Genomic DNA, 15,564 nt, shown 5'->3' with positions numbered 1-15,564 from the left:
CGACAAGCTCGACCAGCGGATGGGCAAGCTCGACCAACGGATCAGCGGGCTCGACCAGCGAGCCCAGCGAATCTCAGCCGCGACGCTCGCGGACGGCCTTCGCCAGCTCACGGAGGAGGTCCTCCGTGGTGTCCCAGTCCATGCACTTGTCGGTGACCGACTGGCCGTAGACGAGCTCGGACAGCGGGGCGGGCTTCTGCGCGCCGGCCTCGATGAAGCTCTCCATCATGAGACCGGTGATGCCCCGCTCGCCGTCGGCGATGCGGTTGGCGATCTCGTGCACGACGCCGGCCTGGCGCACGTGGTCCTTGCCCGAGTTGCCGTGGCTCGCGTCCACGATCACGCCGTTCTCGACGGGGCCGCCCAGCCCGGAGGTGCGTGCCACGCGCAGCGCGGCGGCGACGTCCTCGGTCGAGTAGTTGGGGCCCGAGCGGCCACCACGCAGGATCACGTGGCAGTCCGGGTTACCGGTGGTCTCGACGGCGGCGGCACGGCCCTCGCCGTCAGCCCCGAAGAAGGTGTGCTCGCTCGCGGCGGTGATGCAGCCGTCGACGGCGATCTGCACGTCGCCGTCCGTCGCGTTCTTGAACCCGACAGGCATCGACAGGCCCGAGGCGAGCTGCCGGTGCACCTGCGACTCGACGTTGCGGGCACCGATGGCGCCCCAGGTCACGGCGTCGGCGATGTACTGAGGGCTGGTCGGCTCGAGGAACTCGGCCCCGGCCGGGACGCCGGCGTCGAGCACGCCGAGCAGGACCTCGCGGGCGAGGCTCAGGCCGTGCCGCACGTCGTGCGAGCCGTCCAGGTGCGGGTCGTTGATGAGGCCCTTCCACCCGACCGTGGTGCGCGGCTTCTCGAAGTACACTCGCATGACGACGACCAGGTCGTCGGACAGCTCGCGCCGGAGCGTGGCGAGCCGTGCCGCGTAGTCGAGCGCGGCGACCGGGTCGTGCACGGAGCACGGGCCGACGATCGTCAGCAGGCGGTCGTCGTCGCCGGTCAGGACGTCGCGCACCTCGCGGCGGGACGTCGTGACGAGGTCGCTGCGGGCGGTGCCGAGCGGCATCGACTCCAGCAGGCTGTTCGGCGCGGGGAGCGGGTCGAGAGCGCGGATGCGCAGGTCGGAGGTGCGGGTACCGAGCTCAGTGGTCTCGGTGCTGGGTTCCGCAGGCGTGATGCTCATCGGGATCGGGGCTCCTGGTAGGCGGGTCTGGTTCGAAGGAACCGGACGGCCCGCCACCGACTCCTGGTCCGGAGCGGTCCGTCTGGCAAAGACGAAGGGCCTGGACGCGATCGGCGTCCCAGGCCCTGGCTCCGGGTGGAAAGTTGGTCAGGCGTGCGCCCGCCGAGCCCCACCAGGAGCCGACGTAAAGCGCCAATACCAACGGATGTCCACAGCGAAAACGGTAGCCCCACCCCCACAGGCTGTCCACCTGGTTCCAGGATGCGGTCGGTCACAGTTACGCCTGGCCACACCACTAACGGGAGTAACGCTCCACGAACGCCCGCAGGATGCGCATCGGCTCGGTGATGGTCACGGCGACCGCCCGTGCGCGGACGAGCTCCGCCTCGTCCCGCGGGAAGTAGCCGTAGTCGCGGTAGACGGCGATCCGCTGGGCCATGCCCATGCCGTCCAGCTCCGGGTGGAACTGCGTCGCGTAGAGGTTCTGCTTGATCCGGAACATCTGCACCGGGCAGCCCGCCGACGAGGCGAGCAGCACCGCGTGGTCCGGCAGCTTGCGTACCGCTTCCTTGTGGCCGACGTACGCGGAGAAGCTCTGCGGCATGCCCGCCAGCAGCGGGTCCGACGCCGCGTCCGGCGTCAGCTCCACGACCACCGGGCCCACCGGCTCCGAGTACGTCCCGTCGATGACGGCGCCCTGGTGCGCACCGAGCGTGCCGACGCCGTAGCAGGCGCCGAGGAAGGGAAAGTCGCGGGCGACCAGCTCGTCGAGCAGCGCAGCGAGCTGCGCCTCGACACGGACCTGCACCGGGCCCTTCTTCTCCGACGGGTCCGAGGAGTTGAACGGTCCCCCGCCGACGAGCACACCCGAGTAGTCGTAGAGGTCGACGGGCGGCAGCGGGTCGCGCTCCAGGCGCACCCGGTGCAGCTGCTCCGGCGCGAGGCCGCCATAGCGGCAGAACGCCTCGTACTCACCGTCGGCGGCCACGTCTTCTCCGCGCGTCGCCAGCAGCAGAAACGGCTTCATGACAAGAGAGTAGGGGAGATCAGCGCGTCCCGGGACGGCGCGCCCACCACGTCGCCAGGGCCGCTCCCGACAGGTTGTGCCACACCGAGAAGAGCGCGGCGGGCAGCGCGGCGGCGGGCGTGAAGTGGGTGGCCGCGAGGCTCGCGGCGAGGCCCGAGTTCTGCATGCCGACCTCGATGCTGACCGCGCGGCGCGCCGGCCGGTCCAGGCGCGCCAGCTTCGCCGCTCCGTACCCGAGCAGCAGCCCGAGCAGGTTGTGCGTGATGACCGCGAGCGCCAGGAGCAGCCCGGTGGAGAGCACCGTCTGGGCGTTGGCCGCGACCACGCCGAGCACGACGAGGACGATGCCGCCCACGGAGACGATGGGCAGGTAGGGCAGCAGCTTCTCGACGAGCCTCCCGGCGATTGCGCGCACGACGATGCCGGCGAGCACCGGGACGAGCACCACCTGGAGGATCGAGCCGAACAGGTCCATGAAGCTGATGTCCAGGGCCTCGTCGGCGAGCCACAGGATGAGCAGGGGCGTGAGGAACGGCGCGAGCAGCGTGGAGATGGCGGTCATCGTCACCGACAGGGCGGTGTCGCCCTTGCCGAGGTACACGATCACGTTGGAGGCGGTGCCGCCAGGGGCGGCCCCGACGAGGACCATGCCGAGCATCGCCATGCCGGTGAGGCCGTAGAGCCCGCCCACTGCCCAGGCGAGCGAGGGCATGATGACGAACTGGGCCACGACGCCGATCAGCACCGCCCACGGGCGCTTGGCCACGAGGGCGAAGTCCCCGCCGCGCAGGGTCAGCCCCATGCCGAACATGACGATTCCGAGGAAGAGCGGGATGTGTCCCGCGAGGGGCGCGAGCTGGGTCGGGGCGAGCAGCCCCGCGACTCCGGCCAGCAGCACCAGTACGGCGAACCAGCGCCCGACCAGCTCTGCGATCTTCCGCAACGTTCCCACGTGTTCCTCCCGGGTGTCGGCCTCGACATCGGCCGGGTCACCCTAGACCCGGCCCGGGTGAATTCCGGGCCGGGTCCGTCAGGTGGTCATTCCCAGCGGAACAGCTTCACGCCGAGCGGGAAGAGCACGAGCGTCCACGCGGCCAGCACCATGACCTGCGCCAGCGGGAAGCCCTCGTTGCCGAACCAGCCGACCGTCAGCCCCTGGGCCGAGGCGCCGAGCGGCAGGTAGAGACCGATGTTCTGCATCCACTCGGGCATGATCGGCAGCGGCACCCACACCCCGGAGAACATCAGGGACGGGAAGTAGATGAGCATCCCCAGGCCGGACGCCGTCTGGCCCTTCTCCGCGCGTGCCGCGACGAGCAGCCCGAGCGAGAACATGGCGGTCGTCGAGAGCACGAGGACGAGCAGGACGACCAGCGGGTCGGCCGCGAACGGCACGCCGAGCACCACCATGCCGCCGACCACCGCCGCTCCGGCCGAGACGATCAGCGCCAGCACGTTGATCATCATGTGTGCGCCGATCAGGTTCTGCGGCGGCATCGGTGTGGTCGACAGCCGCTTCAGGATGCCCTTCTCCCGGAAGGTCGCGAACTGCACGGGCATGGTCGTCAGCGAGATCGTCCCGACGGCCAGTGCGATGACCGTGGGCAGGTAGCCGGTGATTCCCGGCGCCTCGTTCCAGGGCGGCGGCGCGTCGGTCATCGGCTCCTGGAAGCCCGGGATGGCCAGGCCGAGGCCGAGGAGCAGCATGCTCGGGAAGACCAGCGCGAAGAACACGCCGCTCGGTTCACGCAGCCACACCTTGAGCTCGGTGCGGAACAGCGTCCCGAAGCCGCGAACCTGCGTTCCGCCACGGCCCGCCCGTGCGGGCACAGTGGTCTCGACGGCGGTCATGCCGCCACCTCCTCGTTCTCGTTCGCCCGGTACTCCCGGCCGGTGACCTGGACGAACACGTCCTCGAGGGTGCGCTCGAGCGTGCGCACGTCGTCGGGGACGACGTCGGCGGCGGCGAGCGCCTGCACGACGGCGAACAGCACCTTGCGGGTGCCGGTCACCTCGATCTCGTCCCCGACGGGTACGGCGGCGCTGACGTCGTCGTCCCGCTCGGCGAGCGTGGTGAGGAGCTGGGTGGCCCGAGCGCGGGCGCCGTCGTCGGCGAAGCGGAGCCGGACTCCCCTGTCGCCCTCCAGCCCTTCGATCAGGGCCGACGGCGTTCCCTCGGCGACGACGCGGCCGCCGTCGATCACGACGAGCCGGTCGCAGAGCCGTTCGGCCTCGTCCATGAAGTGGGTGACCAGCAGGACCGTGACCCCGGAGTCCCGGACGCGCTCCACGAGCTCCCAGGTGGCGCGGCGGGCCGCCGGGTCGAGTCCGGTGGTGAGCTCGTCGAGTATGGCCACCTGCGGCTTGCCGACCAGCGCGAGCGCGATGGACAACCGCTGCTTCTGGCCGCCGGACAGCTTGCCGAACTGCTGGTGGCGGTGCGCGGTCAGGTCGAGCAGGTCGAGGAGCTCCGCCGAGTCCGCGCGCTGGGAGTAGAACGAGCCGAAGACCTCGAGCGCCTCGGCGACGGTGATCTTGTCGTGCAGCGCGGCCTCCTGGAGCTGCACGCCGACGTGCTCGCGGATCAGTCCGGGATCGGCCTGGGTGTCGTGCCCCAGGACGCGGACGGTGCCGCCGTCGGCGTGCCGGATCCCGGCGACGCACTCGACGGTGGTGGTCTTGCCTGCGCCGTTGGGGCCGAGGATCCCGAAGATCTCACCTCGGGCGACCTGGAAGGACACGTCGACGACGGCGGTCTTGGGGGTGCCGCCGCGTTTGGCCGCGGGATAGGTCTTGCGGAGTTGACTGACTTCGACGACTGGGGACGTCATAAGTGCTCCTTGGTCAGATCTCAGCGGGGACGCACGGGTGCCGTGCGCAGCAGGGCATAGAGCAGGACGGCGGCCAGGGCGACGGCGAGCGCCGCTCCGCCGAGGCCGATGAGCATGGTCAGCAGTCCCTCGGAGGCGGGCACCTCGGCGTGGTCGAGGTCGGGCCGGAGCTCGACGTTGGCGATCGTGCCGACCACGCCGGTCCGGGTCGCGAGGTCGACGAGGACGGCGGGTACGGCGAGCGGGAGCATCAGGAGCGTGCCCCAGGCCTTGGAGTGCGTGAAGCCGATTGCGATGCACGAACCGACGAGGACGTAGGTGATCAGGACGAGGGACTCGGCGACGGCGGTGCCGACCACCGTGGCGGGCGAGTCGAAGGGCAGGGCGCCGAGCCTGCGCCAGGTCATCCCGAGCGAGGTGCTCAGGAGGCGTTCGCCCAGCAGGGCGAGCGTGGTGACGACGCCAAGGAGCACGCCGACGACGACCGCGCCGCGGACCACGCCCCCGAAGAGGGACCGGCGGCTGCCGCCGGCGGCCACGTGCAGCGTCAGGATCGCGGACGACGCGAGGACGCCGAGCGTGATCATGGGCCAGCGGGACGCGCCGAGCGTGGCGTCGAGCGCGCTGATCTCCAGGTCGTTGCCTGCCACGGCGTTGCCGACGGTGATCCCGGCGGCGTAGAGCGCGTAGACGGCCCAGAACCAGATCCCGATGGTGAGGCCGGAGCGACGGAGCCGCCCGCTCGCGGCCGCGAAGCCGCGCAGGTGCGCGGCCCGGTCGAGGGCCCTCATGGCGTGGGCCGCAGGGCGACGGAGCGCAGCGGGACGCTGAGCAGCCAGGCGGCGAGCCCGATGGCGACCGCGCCGCCCGCAAAGCCCAGCAGCACGCCGGGTCCGCCGTCCGGCAGGTTGTCGAGGCCCACGATCAGGGACATGACGCCGGTGTGCGACGCCAGGTCGACGAGCGCCGCCGGGACGAGCGCCGCGAGGACGTAGACCGTGCCCCGCACCATGCCGAGGCGGTAGTAGCCGGCGGCGACAGCGGCACCCACCAGGTAGTAGGTGGCGGCGACCAGCGCCTCGGTGAGGAGCGTCAGCGCGATGCCCGCGTAGCCGTCCACCGGCAGCCCGTACTCGCGCGACCAGGTCAGGCCGAGCGCCCCGAACAGCGCGCGCTCGCCGACCATGTACACCGCGGTGACCAGGCCGATCAGCGCGCCGCCGACGATGCCGCCCCGGACGGTCCCGGTCACGAGCGACCGGCGGGTGCCGCCCGCCGCGACGTGCAGCCGGAGGTACGCGGCGGGGACGATGGTGCCGAGCACCATCATGAACCACCGGGACGAGCCGCCTATCTGGGCATCGACGACGCCCTGGTCCAGGCCCGAGCCGAACTGCACGCTGCCCACGACGACCGACACGGCGACGACCGTGAAGATCGCCCAGTACCACCCGCCGACGACGCTGACGACCCGCACGCTGACCGCGGCGGCCTGACGGGCGCCGCGCCGCTCGGCCGCGCGGACCAGCTCCTCCCTGCCGGTAGCGGCGGTGACGGGGTGGGTCGTCCCGGCGCTCATGACTGCACGCTCCCCTGGCCGGTGAGCCGGACGAAGAGGTCCTGCACCGGCACGGCGCCCACCTCGACGCCCGCGGCGCGGGCCGCCGTCAGCTCGTCGGCCTCGAGTGCTCCCTCCAGCGTGACCTGGACGGTCGTGCCGAGCTGCTGGCGGTGCAGCACCCGGCGTCCGCCGGCGATCCGCTCGACGGCGTCCTTGGTGCCGGTGAGGCTGAACCCGCGCGCCCGCATCTCGTCGGCGGACTCGGCCAGGAGCACGCGCCCGCGGTCGATGACCACGACGTCCTCGAACAGCCGCTCGACCTCCTCGACCAGGTGGCTGGAGAGGAGGATCGTGCGCGGGTGCTCCGCGTAGTCGGCGAGGAGCTCGTCGTAGAACGCGTACCGCGTGGGCGCGTCCATGCCGAGGTACACCTCGTCGAAGATCGTCAGCGGTGCGCGCGCGGCCAGACCGAGGGTCGCCCCGACCGCCGACCGCTTGCCGCGCGACAGCGCGGACGGGTTCTTGCGGACGTCGACCTCGAACAGGTCCAGCAGGCGCCCGGCCGTCTCGGCGCTCCACTCGGGCCGCATGTCGGCGTAGTACTTGAGCGACGTGGCGACCTTCTCCTCGGTCATGAGGTCACCGCTCTCGCGGACGAGCTGCGTGCCCGAGGTGATCCAGGGGTTCTCCCACGGGTCCTCCTGAGCGCCCTCCGGCCCGACGACGACGGCGCCGCTCGTCGGGCGGGTGAACGCCGCCAGCAGCGAGAGCATCGTCGTCTTGCCCGCGCCGTTGCGGCCGAGCACCCCGGTGATGACCCCGGGTCGGATGGTGAGCGTGGCGCCGTCGAGCGCGGTGCTCGCGTCGTCCTTGATCGGGATGCCGTTCTGCTGCATCCGGTAGCTCGTGCCGAAGTGGACGACGACGTCGTCCAGGCGGGCGCCGAACGGTGCCGTGGTCATGACTCCTCCGTGGTTGGCTTGCGCCGGCCGTTCGCGCCGAGCACGTAGGCGACCACCTCGTCGGTGGAGATCCCGAGGATGTCCGCCTGCTGCAGGGCCGGCGCCAGGACCTCCTCGAAGTAGCTCTTGCGGTAGTCGTCGAGCAGGCGCTCCCTGGCGCCCGGCGCGACGAACATCCCGAGACCCCGGCGCTTGTAGAGCACGCCTTCGTCGACCAGTCCCGCGAACGCCTTCTGCGCGGTCGCCGGGTTGATGCGGAACGTCGTCGCGAACTGTGTGGTGGACATGACCTGCTCCTCCTCCTTCAGCTCACCGGCGAGCACCTGCGCGCGGATCATCTGCGCGATCTGGAGATAGATCGGCTCGGGACCGTCGAACACCGGCTCACCCCCTTCGTTGGTTCGTTACTTGACTAATGAACCATACGTCATGACTGCGCGCAAGGCCCTGTGCGGAGGAAGAAAGAACGAGGGGCGGGGAAGCATGCGCGATGTGCGCACGCTCCCCCGCCCCTCGTGGCGGCCGGTCGTCGGTCAGGCGTCGTCAGCGGCGTCCAGGGTCTGGAGCTCGGCCAGGTCGGCCGCTATGAGCTCGGCGATCTGGATCGTGTTCAGGGCTGCGCCCTTGCGGAGGTTGTCGTTGCTGACGAACAGGACCAGGCCGCGACCGTCCGGGACGGACTGGTCCTGCCTGATGCGGCCCACCAGGGACGGGTCGACGCCGGCCGCCGCGAGCGGCGTCGGGACGTCGGCCAGCTGGACGCCGGGTGCGCCGGCCAGGAGCTCGCGGGCCTCGTCCGGGGTGATCGGACGCGCGAACTCCGCGTGGATCGACAGCGAGTGCCCCGTGAACACCGGGACGCGCACGCAGGTGCCTGCGACGGCCAGGCCGGGCAGGCCCAGGATCTTGCGGGACTCGTTGCGGAGCTTCTGCTCCTCGTCGGTCTCGCCCGAACCGTCGTCGACCAGATTGCCCGCCAGCGGGAGCACGTTGAACGCGATGGGCGCCACGTACTGCTTGGGGGCGGGCAGGTCGACGGACCCGCCGTCGTGCACCAGGCCCTCGAGGTCCTGCCCGACGGCGGACCGCACCTGCCCCGCCAGCTCCTCCACCCCGGAGAGCCCGGAACCGGACACCGCCTGGTAGGTCGCCACGCGCAGCCGCTCCAGCCCGGCCGCCTGCGCCAGCGGCGAGAGCACCGGCATCGCGGCCATCGTGGTGCAGTTCGGGTTGGCCACGATGCCCTTGGCCGCCTCGCTGATCGCCTCCGGGTTCACCTCGGACACGACGAGCGGCACCTCGGGGTCGAGCCGCCACGCAGACGAGTTGTCGACGACGAGGGCGCCCGCCTCGGCGAACCGTGGCGCGTGCTCGCGCGACGTGCCACCGCCCGCGGAGAAGAGGGCGATGTCGATGTCGGCGAGGTCGTCCGTCGCGGTCGCGGCGAGGTCCTCCACCGGGACGTCGAACCCGGCGAACGGCAGGGTGCTGCCCGCGGAACGCGCGGACGCGAAGAACCGGACGGAGGCGACGGGGAACTCCCGCTCCTCCAGCAGGCGGCGCATCACGGCGCCGACCTGGCCGGTGGCCCCGACGACTGCGACGTGCACGCCGTGATCGTTGATCTGTGCCATGTCAGCGCCCCGTTCCCGCGTAGACGACCGCTTCGCCGTCGACGCCGTCGAGCTCGAACGCGGTGTGGACGGCGCGCACGGCGTCGTCCAGCGAGTCCTCACGAGTGACCACCGAGATGCGGATCTCCGAGGTGGAGATCATCTCGATGTTGATACCGGCGTCACGCAGCGCGCCGAACAGCCGCGCCGAGACACCGGGGTGCGACTTCATGCCGGCGCCCACGAGCGAGAGCTTGCCGATCTGGTCGTCGAACTGCAGGGAGTCGAAGCCCACCTCGCCCTGCACCGCGGTGAGGGCCGCCATGGTGGCCGGGCCGTCACCGTCGGGCAGCGTGAACGAGATGTCGGTGAGGCCCGTCGCGGCAGCGGACACGTTCTGCACGATCATGTCGATGTTCGCGCCCGCCCCGGCCACCACCTCGAAGATGCGGGCGGCCATGCCCGGCACGTCCGGCACGCCGATGACGGTGATCTTGGACTCGGAACGGTCGTGCGCCACGCCGGAGATGATCGGTGCTTCCATGGGGTTCTCCTTCGACTTCTTCTCTGCCGCGACCACGAGCGTGCCGTCGTGGGCGCTGAACGAGCTGCGGACGTGCACCGGCACGTTGTACCGGCGCGCGTACTCGACGCTGCGCAGCGCCAGCACCTTCGCCCCGCAGGCCGCGAGCTCCAGCATCTCCTCGTAGCTGACCTGGTCGATCTTGCGGGCGGCGGGCACGATGCGCGGGTCGGCGGTGAATATGCCGTCGACGTCGGTGTAGATCTCGCAGACGTCGGCGTTCAGACCGGCCGCGAGCGCCACCGCGGTGGTGTCGGAGCCGCCGCGGCCGAGCGTGGTGACGTCGTTCGTGGACTCGGTGACGCCCTGGAAGCCGGCCACGATGGCGACCTGCCCCCTGTCGAGCGTCTCGCGGATGCGGTGGGGCACGACGTCGACGATCCGTGCCCGGCCGTGCACCGCGTCGGTGATGACGCCGGCCTGCTGGCCCGTGTAGGACTTGGCCTTCACGCCCAGGTTGGTGATCGCCATCGCCAGGAGCGACATCGAGATGCGCTCGCCGGCGGTGAGGAGGATGTCGAGCTCCCGCTTGGGCGGGAGCGGGGTGATCTGCTGCGCGAGGTCGAGGAGCTCGTCGGTGGTGTCGCCCATGGCGCTCACCACGACCACCACGTCGTTGCCCGCTCGCTTCGCCTCGGCGATCCGCTTCGCGACGCGCTTCACGCTGCGCGCGTCCCCGACCGAGGATCCGCCGTACTTCTGCACGACAAGAGCCATGCGCCTGCCTTCCGTTGCCGGCCTCCGTCTCTTTCAACGGCCCGCCGGGTGGTTGGGTTTGCGAATCGATGGTACGACGGCGGGCATCCCGGGCGGATGTGATGTTCACCGTGCGGGACGGACGGCCCTATCCGGCGAAGACGTCCCAGGCCAGGCGGGCGATCAGGGCGCCGACCACGACGACGAACACCACGCGGACGAACTTCGAGCCCTTGGCCACGGCCATCCGGGCGCCGATGTAGGCCCCGATCAGGTTGGCCACGCCGAGCCCGAGGCCGAGGCTCCAGATGACGGCTCCGCTCGGCACGAAGAAGATCAGGGCGCCCGCGTTGGTCGCGAAGTTCACGATCTTCGCGATGGCCGACGCCGGGAGGAACGAGTACCCGAGGGCGCTCACGAGGCTGATGACCAGGAACGTGCCCGTCCCGGGGCCGAGCAGCCCGTCGTACGCGCCGATCAGCAGGCCGATCACGGCGGCGATGCGCTTGTGCCCGTTGCCGACCCACCGCAGGTTGTCGTGCTGGCCGACGTTCGGCTTGAGCAGGGTCCATGCCAGCACCCCGACGAGCACGACGAGGATCATGGGCTTGAAGAGCTGCTCCGGGATGTACGAGGCGCCGATCGCGCCGCCGAACGCTCCGGCCAGGGCCGCGAGCGCCATCGGGCCGGCGGTACGCAGGTCGGGCTGGACCCGCCGGTAGTAGGTGATGGCACTGGTGGACGTGCCCATGATGCTGCCGAGCTTGTTCGTCGCCAGGGCCTGCACGGGGCTGATGCCCGGGACGAGCAGCAGCGCGGGCAGCTGGATCAGCCCGCCTCCGCCGACTACGGCGTCGACCCACCCGGCGGCGAGGCCGGCGAGCAGGAGGAGGACGATGGTGAGGAGATCGAGTTCGGGCACGGGTGCATTGTGCTCGAACGGCGGCTCGTCCTACAGCGGCGTACCACGCCGGACGACGACCGGAGAGCCGTCGGCGACGAAGGCCGAGACCGGTTCGGCGGCGAGGCTCTCGACGAACGCCCGGCCGTACACCTGCTCGACGTCGCAGTCGAGGCCCGGCTCGGTGGCCTGCCAGACGTGCCAGCTCGGGTGCTCGACGCGGTACTCGACGGTGCCGCCGCCCCGCTGCGCGGCGTAGCCCCAGTAGTGCTCGGTGATGAACTGCTCCTGGGAGCCCTCGACGAGCGGCTGCGCGGTGCCCTGGGTGGTGGCCCGGACGTGGTGCCAGGCCCCGGCGTCGCGCCACGAGTACTCCACGACGCCGTCCGGGGTGTCGCGGTCGGGGGCGAGGTCGATCCGGTGCCGCATCGGCCGCGCCACGTACTTCTCGCCGTAGACGGCGCGGGCCACGGCGGCCAGCGCCGGGCGCGGCACGATCTCCTTGACGAAGACGACGCCGCGCCGCCAGCCGTCGTCCGCCCGGCGGCGCACGTAGAACCGCAGGTTGATCTCGTCGAAGTCCCGGTGGAACGGGACCGGGACGCCGAGCAGTCGGGTGTCGAGGAACTGGAACCCGACCACGCTGACGAAGTGCCTGCCGCCCCACGTGTCGAGCTCGACGCCACGCGGCACGAGCGGCCGCAGGACGGCGGGATCCACCTCGTAGTTGAGCATCACCAGGCGGCGCCACTGCGCCGCGAGGAACTTCCCGGTCCGCGCCTCGGGGTCTGTCACGCGGGGAACGTACCAGTCTCGCCGTCCGGATGTCGGTGCCGACCCGTAGGGTGACCTCTTGTGTACGAAGGCGCGGTCCAAGACCTGATCGACGAGCTCGGCCGGCTTCCCGGCGTCGGGCCCAAGAGCGCGCAACGCATCGCGTTCCACCTGCTCGCGACCGACAACGAGGAGGTCAAGCGGCTGGTCGACGCGCTCACCGAGGTGAAGCTGCGCGTCCGGTTCTGCGAGCTCTGCGGCAACGTCGCGGAGTCGGAGCGCTGCCGCATCTGCCTCGACCCGCGGCGCAGCGACGACGTGATCTGCGTCGTGGAGGAGCCCAAGGACGTGGTCGCGATCGAGCGCACCCGGGAGTTCCGCGGGCGCTACCACGTGCTCGGCGGGGCCATCAATCCCATCGAGAACGTCGGGCCGGACGACCTGCGCATCAGCGAGCTCCTGGCCCGGCTCGCGGACGGGACGGTGCAGGAGGTCATCCTCGCGACCGACCCGAACGTCGAGGGAGAGGCCACGGCGACCTATCTTTCCCGACTGATGGCCCACATGGGTATCACTGTCTCGCGGCTGGCCTCGGGTCTCCCCGTGGGTGGAGACTTGGAGTACGCGGACGAGGTGACGCTCGGTCGCGCGTTCGAAGGCCGCCGCGTCATCGCCAACAAGTAGAGCATCGGCAACGACAAGTAGGTGGGATCACGATGAGTGAGATAACCCCTGGATCAGACCTCGGCGAGGTCGCAGACCAGGTGTCCGCACAGGCACGGACGTTCCTCTCGACGGTGACCCAGGTGGCGTCCGGAGGGATGCCGGGGGCGGAGCTCTCGCTGCTCGTGCTGGCGTCGTCCGACCTGCTGGCCGCGGGGGCGCGGCTTGCCGCGATCGTGGACGTGGTGCCCAAGGAACGCTACGAGCCCGACGCCGGGCCCGACACCGACCTCGACCCGTTGCGCGAGGCCCTGTCCAAGATGTTCGACGGGTTCGACGACTACACCGAGGTCGTGGACCCGGTGCTCAGCGAGGACATCGGTTCGGCGTCGCTGTCCGGCGACCTCGCGTGCGTCGCCGAGGCGCTGGCCAAGGGCCTGCAGCACTTCGACAGCGGCCATGAGCTCGAGGCCCTGTGGTGGTGGCAGTTCTCCTACTTCTCGCTGTGGGGCGAGCGCGCGGCGTCCGCCCTGCGCGTGCTGCAGGGGCTGCTGGCGCACGTGCGCCTCGATGTGGAGGACGACGTAGCCGCCGAGGCGGAGTACGACGCCCTCCACTCCTGACGAGAACGTTGGTCGAGCTTGTCGAGACCTCGCCAGGTCTCGACAAGCTCGACCAACGGTGTGTCAGGCGACCCGGGTGCCCTGCGGCAGCTCGGCCGTCGGGATCCGCAGGCGGTTGACCGCCACGAGGACGCCCGCCGCGCCGAGCAGCAGGTCGAACCCGAGGCCCCACGGCCACACGAGCTGGTCGGTGACCTGGACCGGCTCCACCGGGGAGTCCGGCCGGACCTCTCGGCCGTTCTCGTACACGAAGTCGCTGCACCAGTCCTGCGGGCCCGTGTTACCGGTCCGCGCGTACCGGACGCCGTACTGGAGCGTCGCGAGCATGTTCCCCTCGTTGGCCAGCGTCTCGACGTCGCCCCGGAGGGGCTGCGCGTCGGCGACCACGACGAACGGGTTCGGGGCCAGCAGCCACCAGGTGCGCTCGCTGTGCCACACGGGCAGCTCGTGCGTCCGCCACTCGCACTCGGGTGCGGTGGTCTCCTCCCAGTCGTAACCGGCCTCGACGTCCCAGACCCTGACCTCCTCGGTGGTGCTGGTGACGGGTACCAGCAGGCCGAACAGGATCGGCAGCGCCACGGTGATCGCGCCGATGGTCAGGTACGTCAGCACGGCCGACCCCGACGTCTTGCTCACCAGGGCCGAGAAGCCCAGCCCGATGGCGCACACGACGCCCAGCACCAGCGCCAGCATGAGCACGGTGGTCAGCAGCGCGAGCCAGTGCACGCCGCCCCCGAGCAGCGCCCAGACGAGGAACGGGACGCTCGCGACGAGGAACGCGAGCGCCGCGATCCAGGCGGCCGCGAGCTTGCCGAGCACGATCTCGGCGGGCGACAGCAGCGTGACCTGCAGCGTCGCGAGGGTGCCCGCGTTCCGGTCGCCGTTGATCGCACCCGACGACAGGGTCGGCGCCACCAGCAGGCCCAGGAACAGCACGAAGCCGACGACGATGCTGTAGACCGTCCCGCCGTACGAGACGCCACCGGACATGGCCGAGTCGCCGGAGAGCATCCGGAACGCACCCGTGGTCAGGAGGGTGATCAGGCCGACCACCACGAACCAGACGATCAGCGCGGTCTTCCACCGTGTCGAGCGGACGCGCTGCCGCAGCTCCAGCACCGTCACGGTCCGCAGGCCGTGCCAGGACAGGGACCAGGTGCCGCGCCCGCGGGGTGCTCCGCCGGCGGCCGGCGCGGATCCGACGACCTCTACGTCAACGCTCATCGTCGCTCCTCCTCGAGGGCCAGGTAGGCCTGTTCCAGCACGCCGCCGGCCGGGGCGAGGCTCGACACCGCGACCCCGCCCTCGACCGCGGACCGCAGCAGCGCGGCGGCTGCCACGTCCCCGGCCAGGTCGACGAGGACGCCGGGCCCGTCGGCCTCCTTGCGATAGGCGGGACCGTTCTCGTCCAGCCAGGTCGCGAGGGCTGCGGGGTCCAGGCCGGTCAGGCGCCACGCCCGCGGGCGGTCGCCGTCGGCGACGGACCGGGTGTCGACGGTGCGGCCGCGCGAGATGAACACCGCGTCGTCGGCCATCTCGTCGAGCTCGGTGAGCACGTGCGAGGAGACCAGGATCGTCTTGCCCTCGGCCGCGAGCTGCCGGAGCAGTACGCGCAGGTCCACCCGGGAGCGCGGGTCCAGGCCCGAGGCGGGCTCGTCGAGGAGCAGGACGTCCGGGTCGTGCACCAGCGCGCGGGCCAGGCCGAGCCGCTGCTTCTGGCCGCGGGACAGGACGTGCGCGGGCTGGTCGGCCAGCTCGGAGAGGTGCACCAGCGCGAGCAGCTCGCTCGCGCGGTCCCGGCCGGCGGCGGCGTCGAGCCGGTACGCCGCCGCGACGGTCGTCAGCATCTCACGCGCCGTGAGGGAGTCCCAGGTGCCGAACACGTCGGGCATCCAGCCGGTCCGCGAGCGGGCCGCGTAGTTCTCCGCGACCGGGTCCGCACCGGCGATGCGGATGCTCCCCGCATCGGGCGCCAGGAGACCGGCGAGCATGAGCAGAAGGGTCGTCTTGCCCGACCCGTTGGGTCCGATGAGCGCGGTGACCCGACCGGGTGCGGCGACCAGGTCGACGTCGGCCACCGCGTGCACCGGACCGAACGAACGCCGCACGCCGTGCGCGTGGATACCACCGTCTGGTGTCATGACGGG

At 71.3% G+C, this 15,564-nt stretch carries 17 protein-coding genes; 2 read left to right on the top strand and 15 right to left on the bottom strand.

Annotated features, from left to right (window positions below):
• Nucleotides 1–73: 73 nt before the first annotated feature.
• From ACNYC2_RS00765 to ACNYC2_RS00705, 13 genes are all read right to left on the bottom strand, one after another.
• A complete protein-coding gene (locus ACNYC2_RS00765) occupies nucleotides 74–1,183 on the bottom strand; it encodes a 3-deoxy-7-phosphoheptulonate synthase (RefSeq protein WP_419705234.1) in 1,110 nt (369 codons plus the stop codon).
• A gap of 295 nt (nucleotides 1,184–1,478) precedes the next feature.
• Nucleotides 1,479–2,210: a glutamine amidotransferase gene (locus ACNYC2_RS00760; RefSeq protein ID WP_419705233.1), complete on the bottom strand. Its 732-nt coding sequence runs from the start codon at nucleotides 2,208–2,210 to the stop codon at nucleotides 1,479–1,481.
• A 19-nt stretch (nucleotides 2,211–2,229) separates the two neighbouring features.
• Entirely contained in the window at nucleotides 2,230–3,162 is a 933-nt protein-coding gene (locus ACNYC2_RS00755) for a bile acid:sodium symporter family protein (protein ID WP_419705232.1), read from the bottom strand.
• An 86-nt stretch (nucleotides 3,163–3,248) separates the two neighbouring features.
• Complete coding sequence (locus tag ACNYC2_RS00750; protein ID WP_419705231.1) at nucleotides 3,249–4,061, bottom strand: ABC transporter permease; 813 nt, start codon at nucleotides 4,059–4,061, stop codon at nucleotides 3,249–3,251.
• The gene (locus tag ACNYC2_RS00745; protein WP_419705230.1) at nucleotides 4,058–5,041 is read right to left on the bottom strand and encodes an ABC transporter ATP-binding protein; all 984 of its coding nucleotides are present in this window, start codon (nucleotides 5,039–5,041) and stop codon (nucleotides 4,058–4,060) included. The genes ACNYC2_RS00750 and ACNYC2_RS00745 overlap by 4 nt, the downstream gene beginning before the upstream one ends.
• Nucleotides 5,042–5,061: 20 nt before the next feature.
• On the bottom strand, nucleotides 5,062–5,832 hold the full coding sequence (locus tag ACNYC2_RS00740) for a hypothetical protein (protein WP_419705229.1): 771 nt from the start codon (nucleotides 5,830–5,832) through the stop codon (nucleotides 5,062–5,064).
• Nucleotides 5,829–6,620 carry a hypothetical protein gene (locus ACNYC2_RS00735; RefSeq protein WP_419705228.1) on the bottom strand — a complete coding sequence of 264 codons (792 nt, stop codon included), beginning with the start codon at nucleotides 6,618–6,620 and terminating at the stop codon, nucleotides 5,829–5,831. The genes ACNYC2_RS00740 and ACNYC2_RS00735 overlap by 4 nt, the downstream gene beginning before the upstream one ends.
• Entirely contained in the window at nucleotides 6,617–7,564 is a 948-nt protein-coding gene (locus tag ACNYC2_RS00730) for an ATP-binding cassette domain-containing protein (protein WP_419705227.1), read from the bottom strand. The genes ACNYC2_RS00735 and ACNYC2_RS00730 overlap by 4 nt, the downstream gene beginning before the upstream one ends.
• Nucleotides 7,561–7,944: a GntR family transcriptional regulator gene (locus tag ACNYC2_RS00725; protein ID WP_377140047.1), complete on the bottom strand. Its 384-nt coding sequence runs from the start codon at nucleotides 7,942–7,944 to the stop codon at nucleotides 7,561–7,563. Before ACNYC2_RS00725 ends, ACNYC2_RS00730 begins: the two co-directional genes overlap by 4 nt.
• A 153-nt stretch (nucleotides 7,945–8,097) precedes the next feature.
• Nucleotides 8,098–9,198, bottom strand: coding sequence for an aspartate-semialdehyde dehydrogenase (locus ACNYC2_RS00720; RefSeq protein ID WP_419705226.1), 1,101 nt, complete (start codon nucleotides 9,196–9,198; stop codon nucleotides 8,098–8,100).
• Between the two features lies 1 nt (nucleotide 9,199).
• On the bottom strand, nucleotides 9,200–10,477 hold the full coding sequence (locus ACNYC2_RS00715; RefSeq protein ID WP_377140041.1) for an aspartate kinase: 1,278 nt from the start codon (nucleotides 10,475–10,477) through the stop codon (nucleotides 9,200–9,202).
• A 127-nt stretch (nucleotides 10,478–10,604) separates the two neighbouring features.
• The gene (locus ACNYC2_RS00710) at nucleotides 10,605–11,378 is read right to left on the bottom strand and encodes a TSUP family transporter (RefSeq protein ID WP_116677108.1); all 774 of its coding nucleotides are present in this window, start codon (nucleotides 11,376–11,378) and stop codon (nucleotides 10,605–10,607) included.
• 30 nt (nucleotides 11,379–11,408) lie between these two features.
• On the bottom strand, nucleotides 11,409–12,152 hold the full coding sequence (locus tag ACNYC2_RS00705; protein ID WP_419705225.1) for a YqjF family protein: 744 nt from the start codon (nucleotides 12,150–12,152) through the stop codon (nucleotides 11,409–11,411).
• Between the two features lie 60 nt (nucleotides 12,153–12,212).
• Between ACNYC2_RS00705 and recR the strand changes: the two genes are divergently transcribed.
• The gene (gene recR, locus ACNYC2_RS00700; protein WP_419705224.1) at nucleotides 12,213–12,815 is read left to right on the top strand and encodes a recombination mediator RecR; all 603 of its coding nucleotides are present in this window, start codon (nucleotides 12,213–12,215) and stop codon (nucleotides 12,813–12,815) included.
• Between the two features lie 32 nt (nucleotides 12,816–12,847).
• Complete coding sequence (locus tag ACNYC2_RS00695; protein WP_419705223.1) at nucleotides 12,848–13,417, top strand: DUF5063 domain-containing protein; 570 nt, start codon at nucleotides 12,848–12,850, stop codon at nucleotides 13,415–13,417.
• Between the two features lie 63 nt (nucleotides 13,418–13,480).
• Here ACNYC2_RS00695 and ACNYC2_RS00690 read toward each other — a convergent pair whose 3' ends face one another.
• Nucleotides 13,481–14,641, bottom strand: a complete 1,161-nt coding sequence (locus tag ACNYC2_RS00690; protein ID WP_419705222.1) for an ABC transporter permease — start codon at nucleotides 14,639–14,641, stop codon at nucleotides 13,481–13,483.
• Nucleotides 14,638–15,558: an ABC transporter ATP-binding protein gene (locus ACNYC2_RS00685; RefSeq protein ID WP_419705221.1), complete on the bottom strand. Its 921-nt coding sequence runs from the start codon at nucleotides 15,556–15,558 to the stop codon at nucleotides 14,638–14,640. Before ACNYC2_RS00685 ends, ACNYC2_RS00690 begins: the two co-directional genes overlap by 4 nt.
• Nucleotides 15,559–15,564: the final 6 nt, after the last annotated feature.

This window comes from Promicromonospora sp. NFX87 (assembly GCF_048564965.1).
Taxonomy (GTDB): Bacteria; Actinomycetota; Actinomycetes; order Actinomycetales; family Cellulomonadaceae; genus Promicromonospora.
This window is presented reverse-complemented; position numbering and strand designations above follow the sequence as displayed.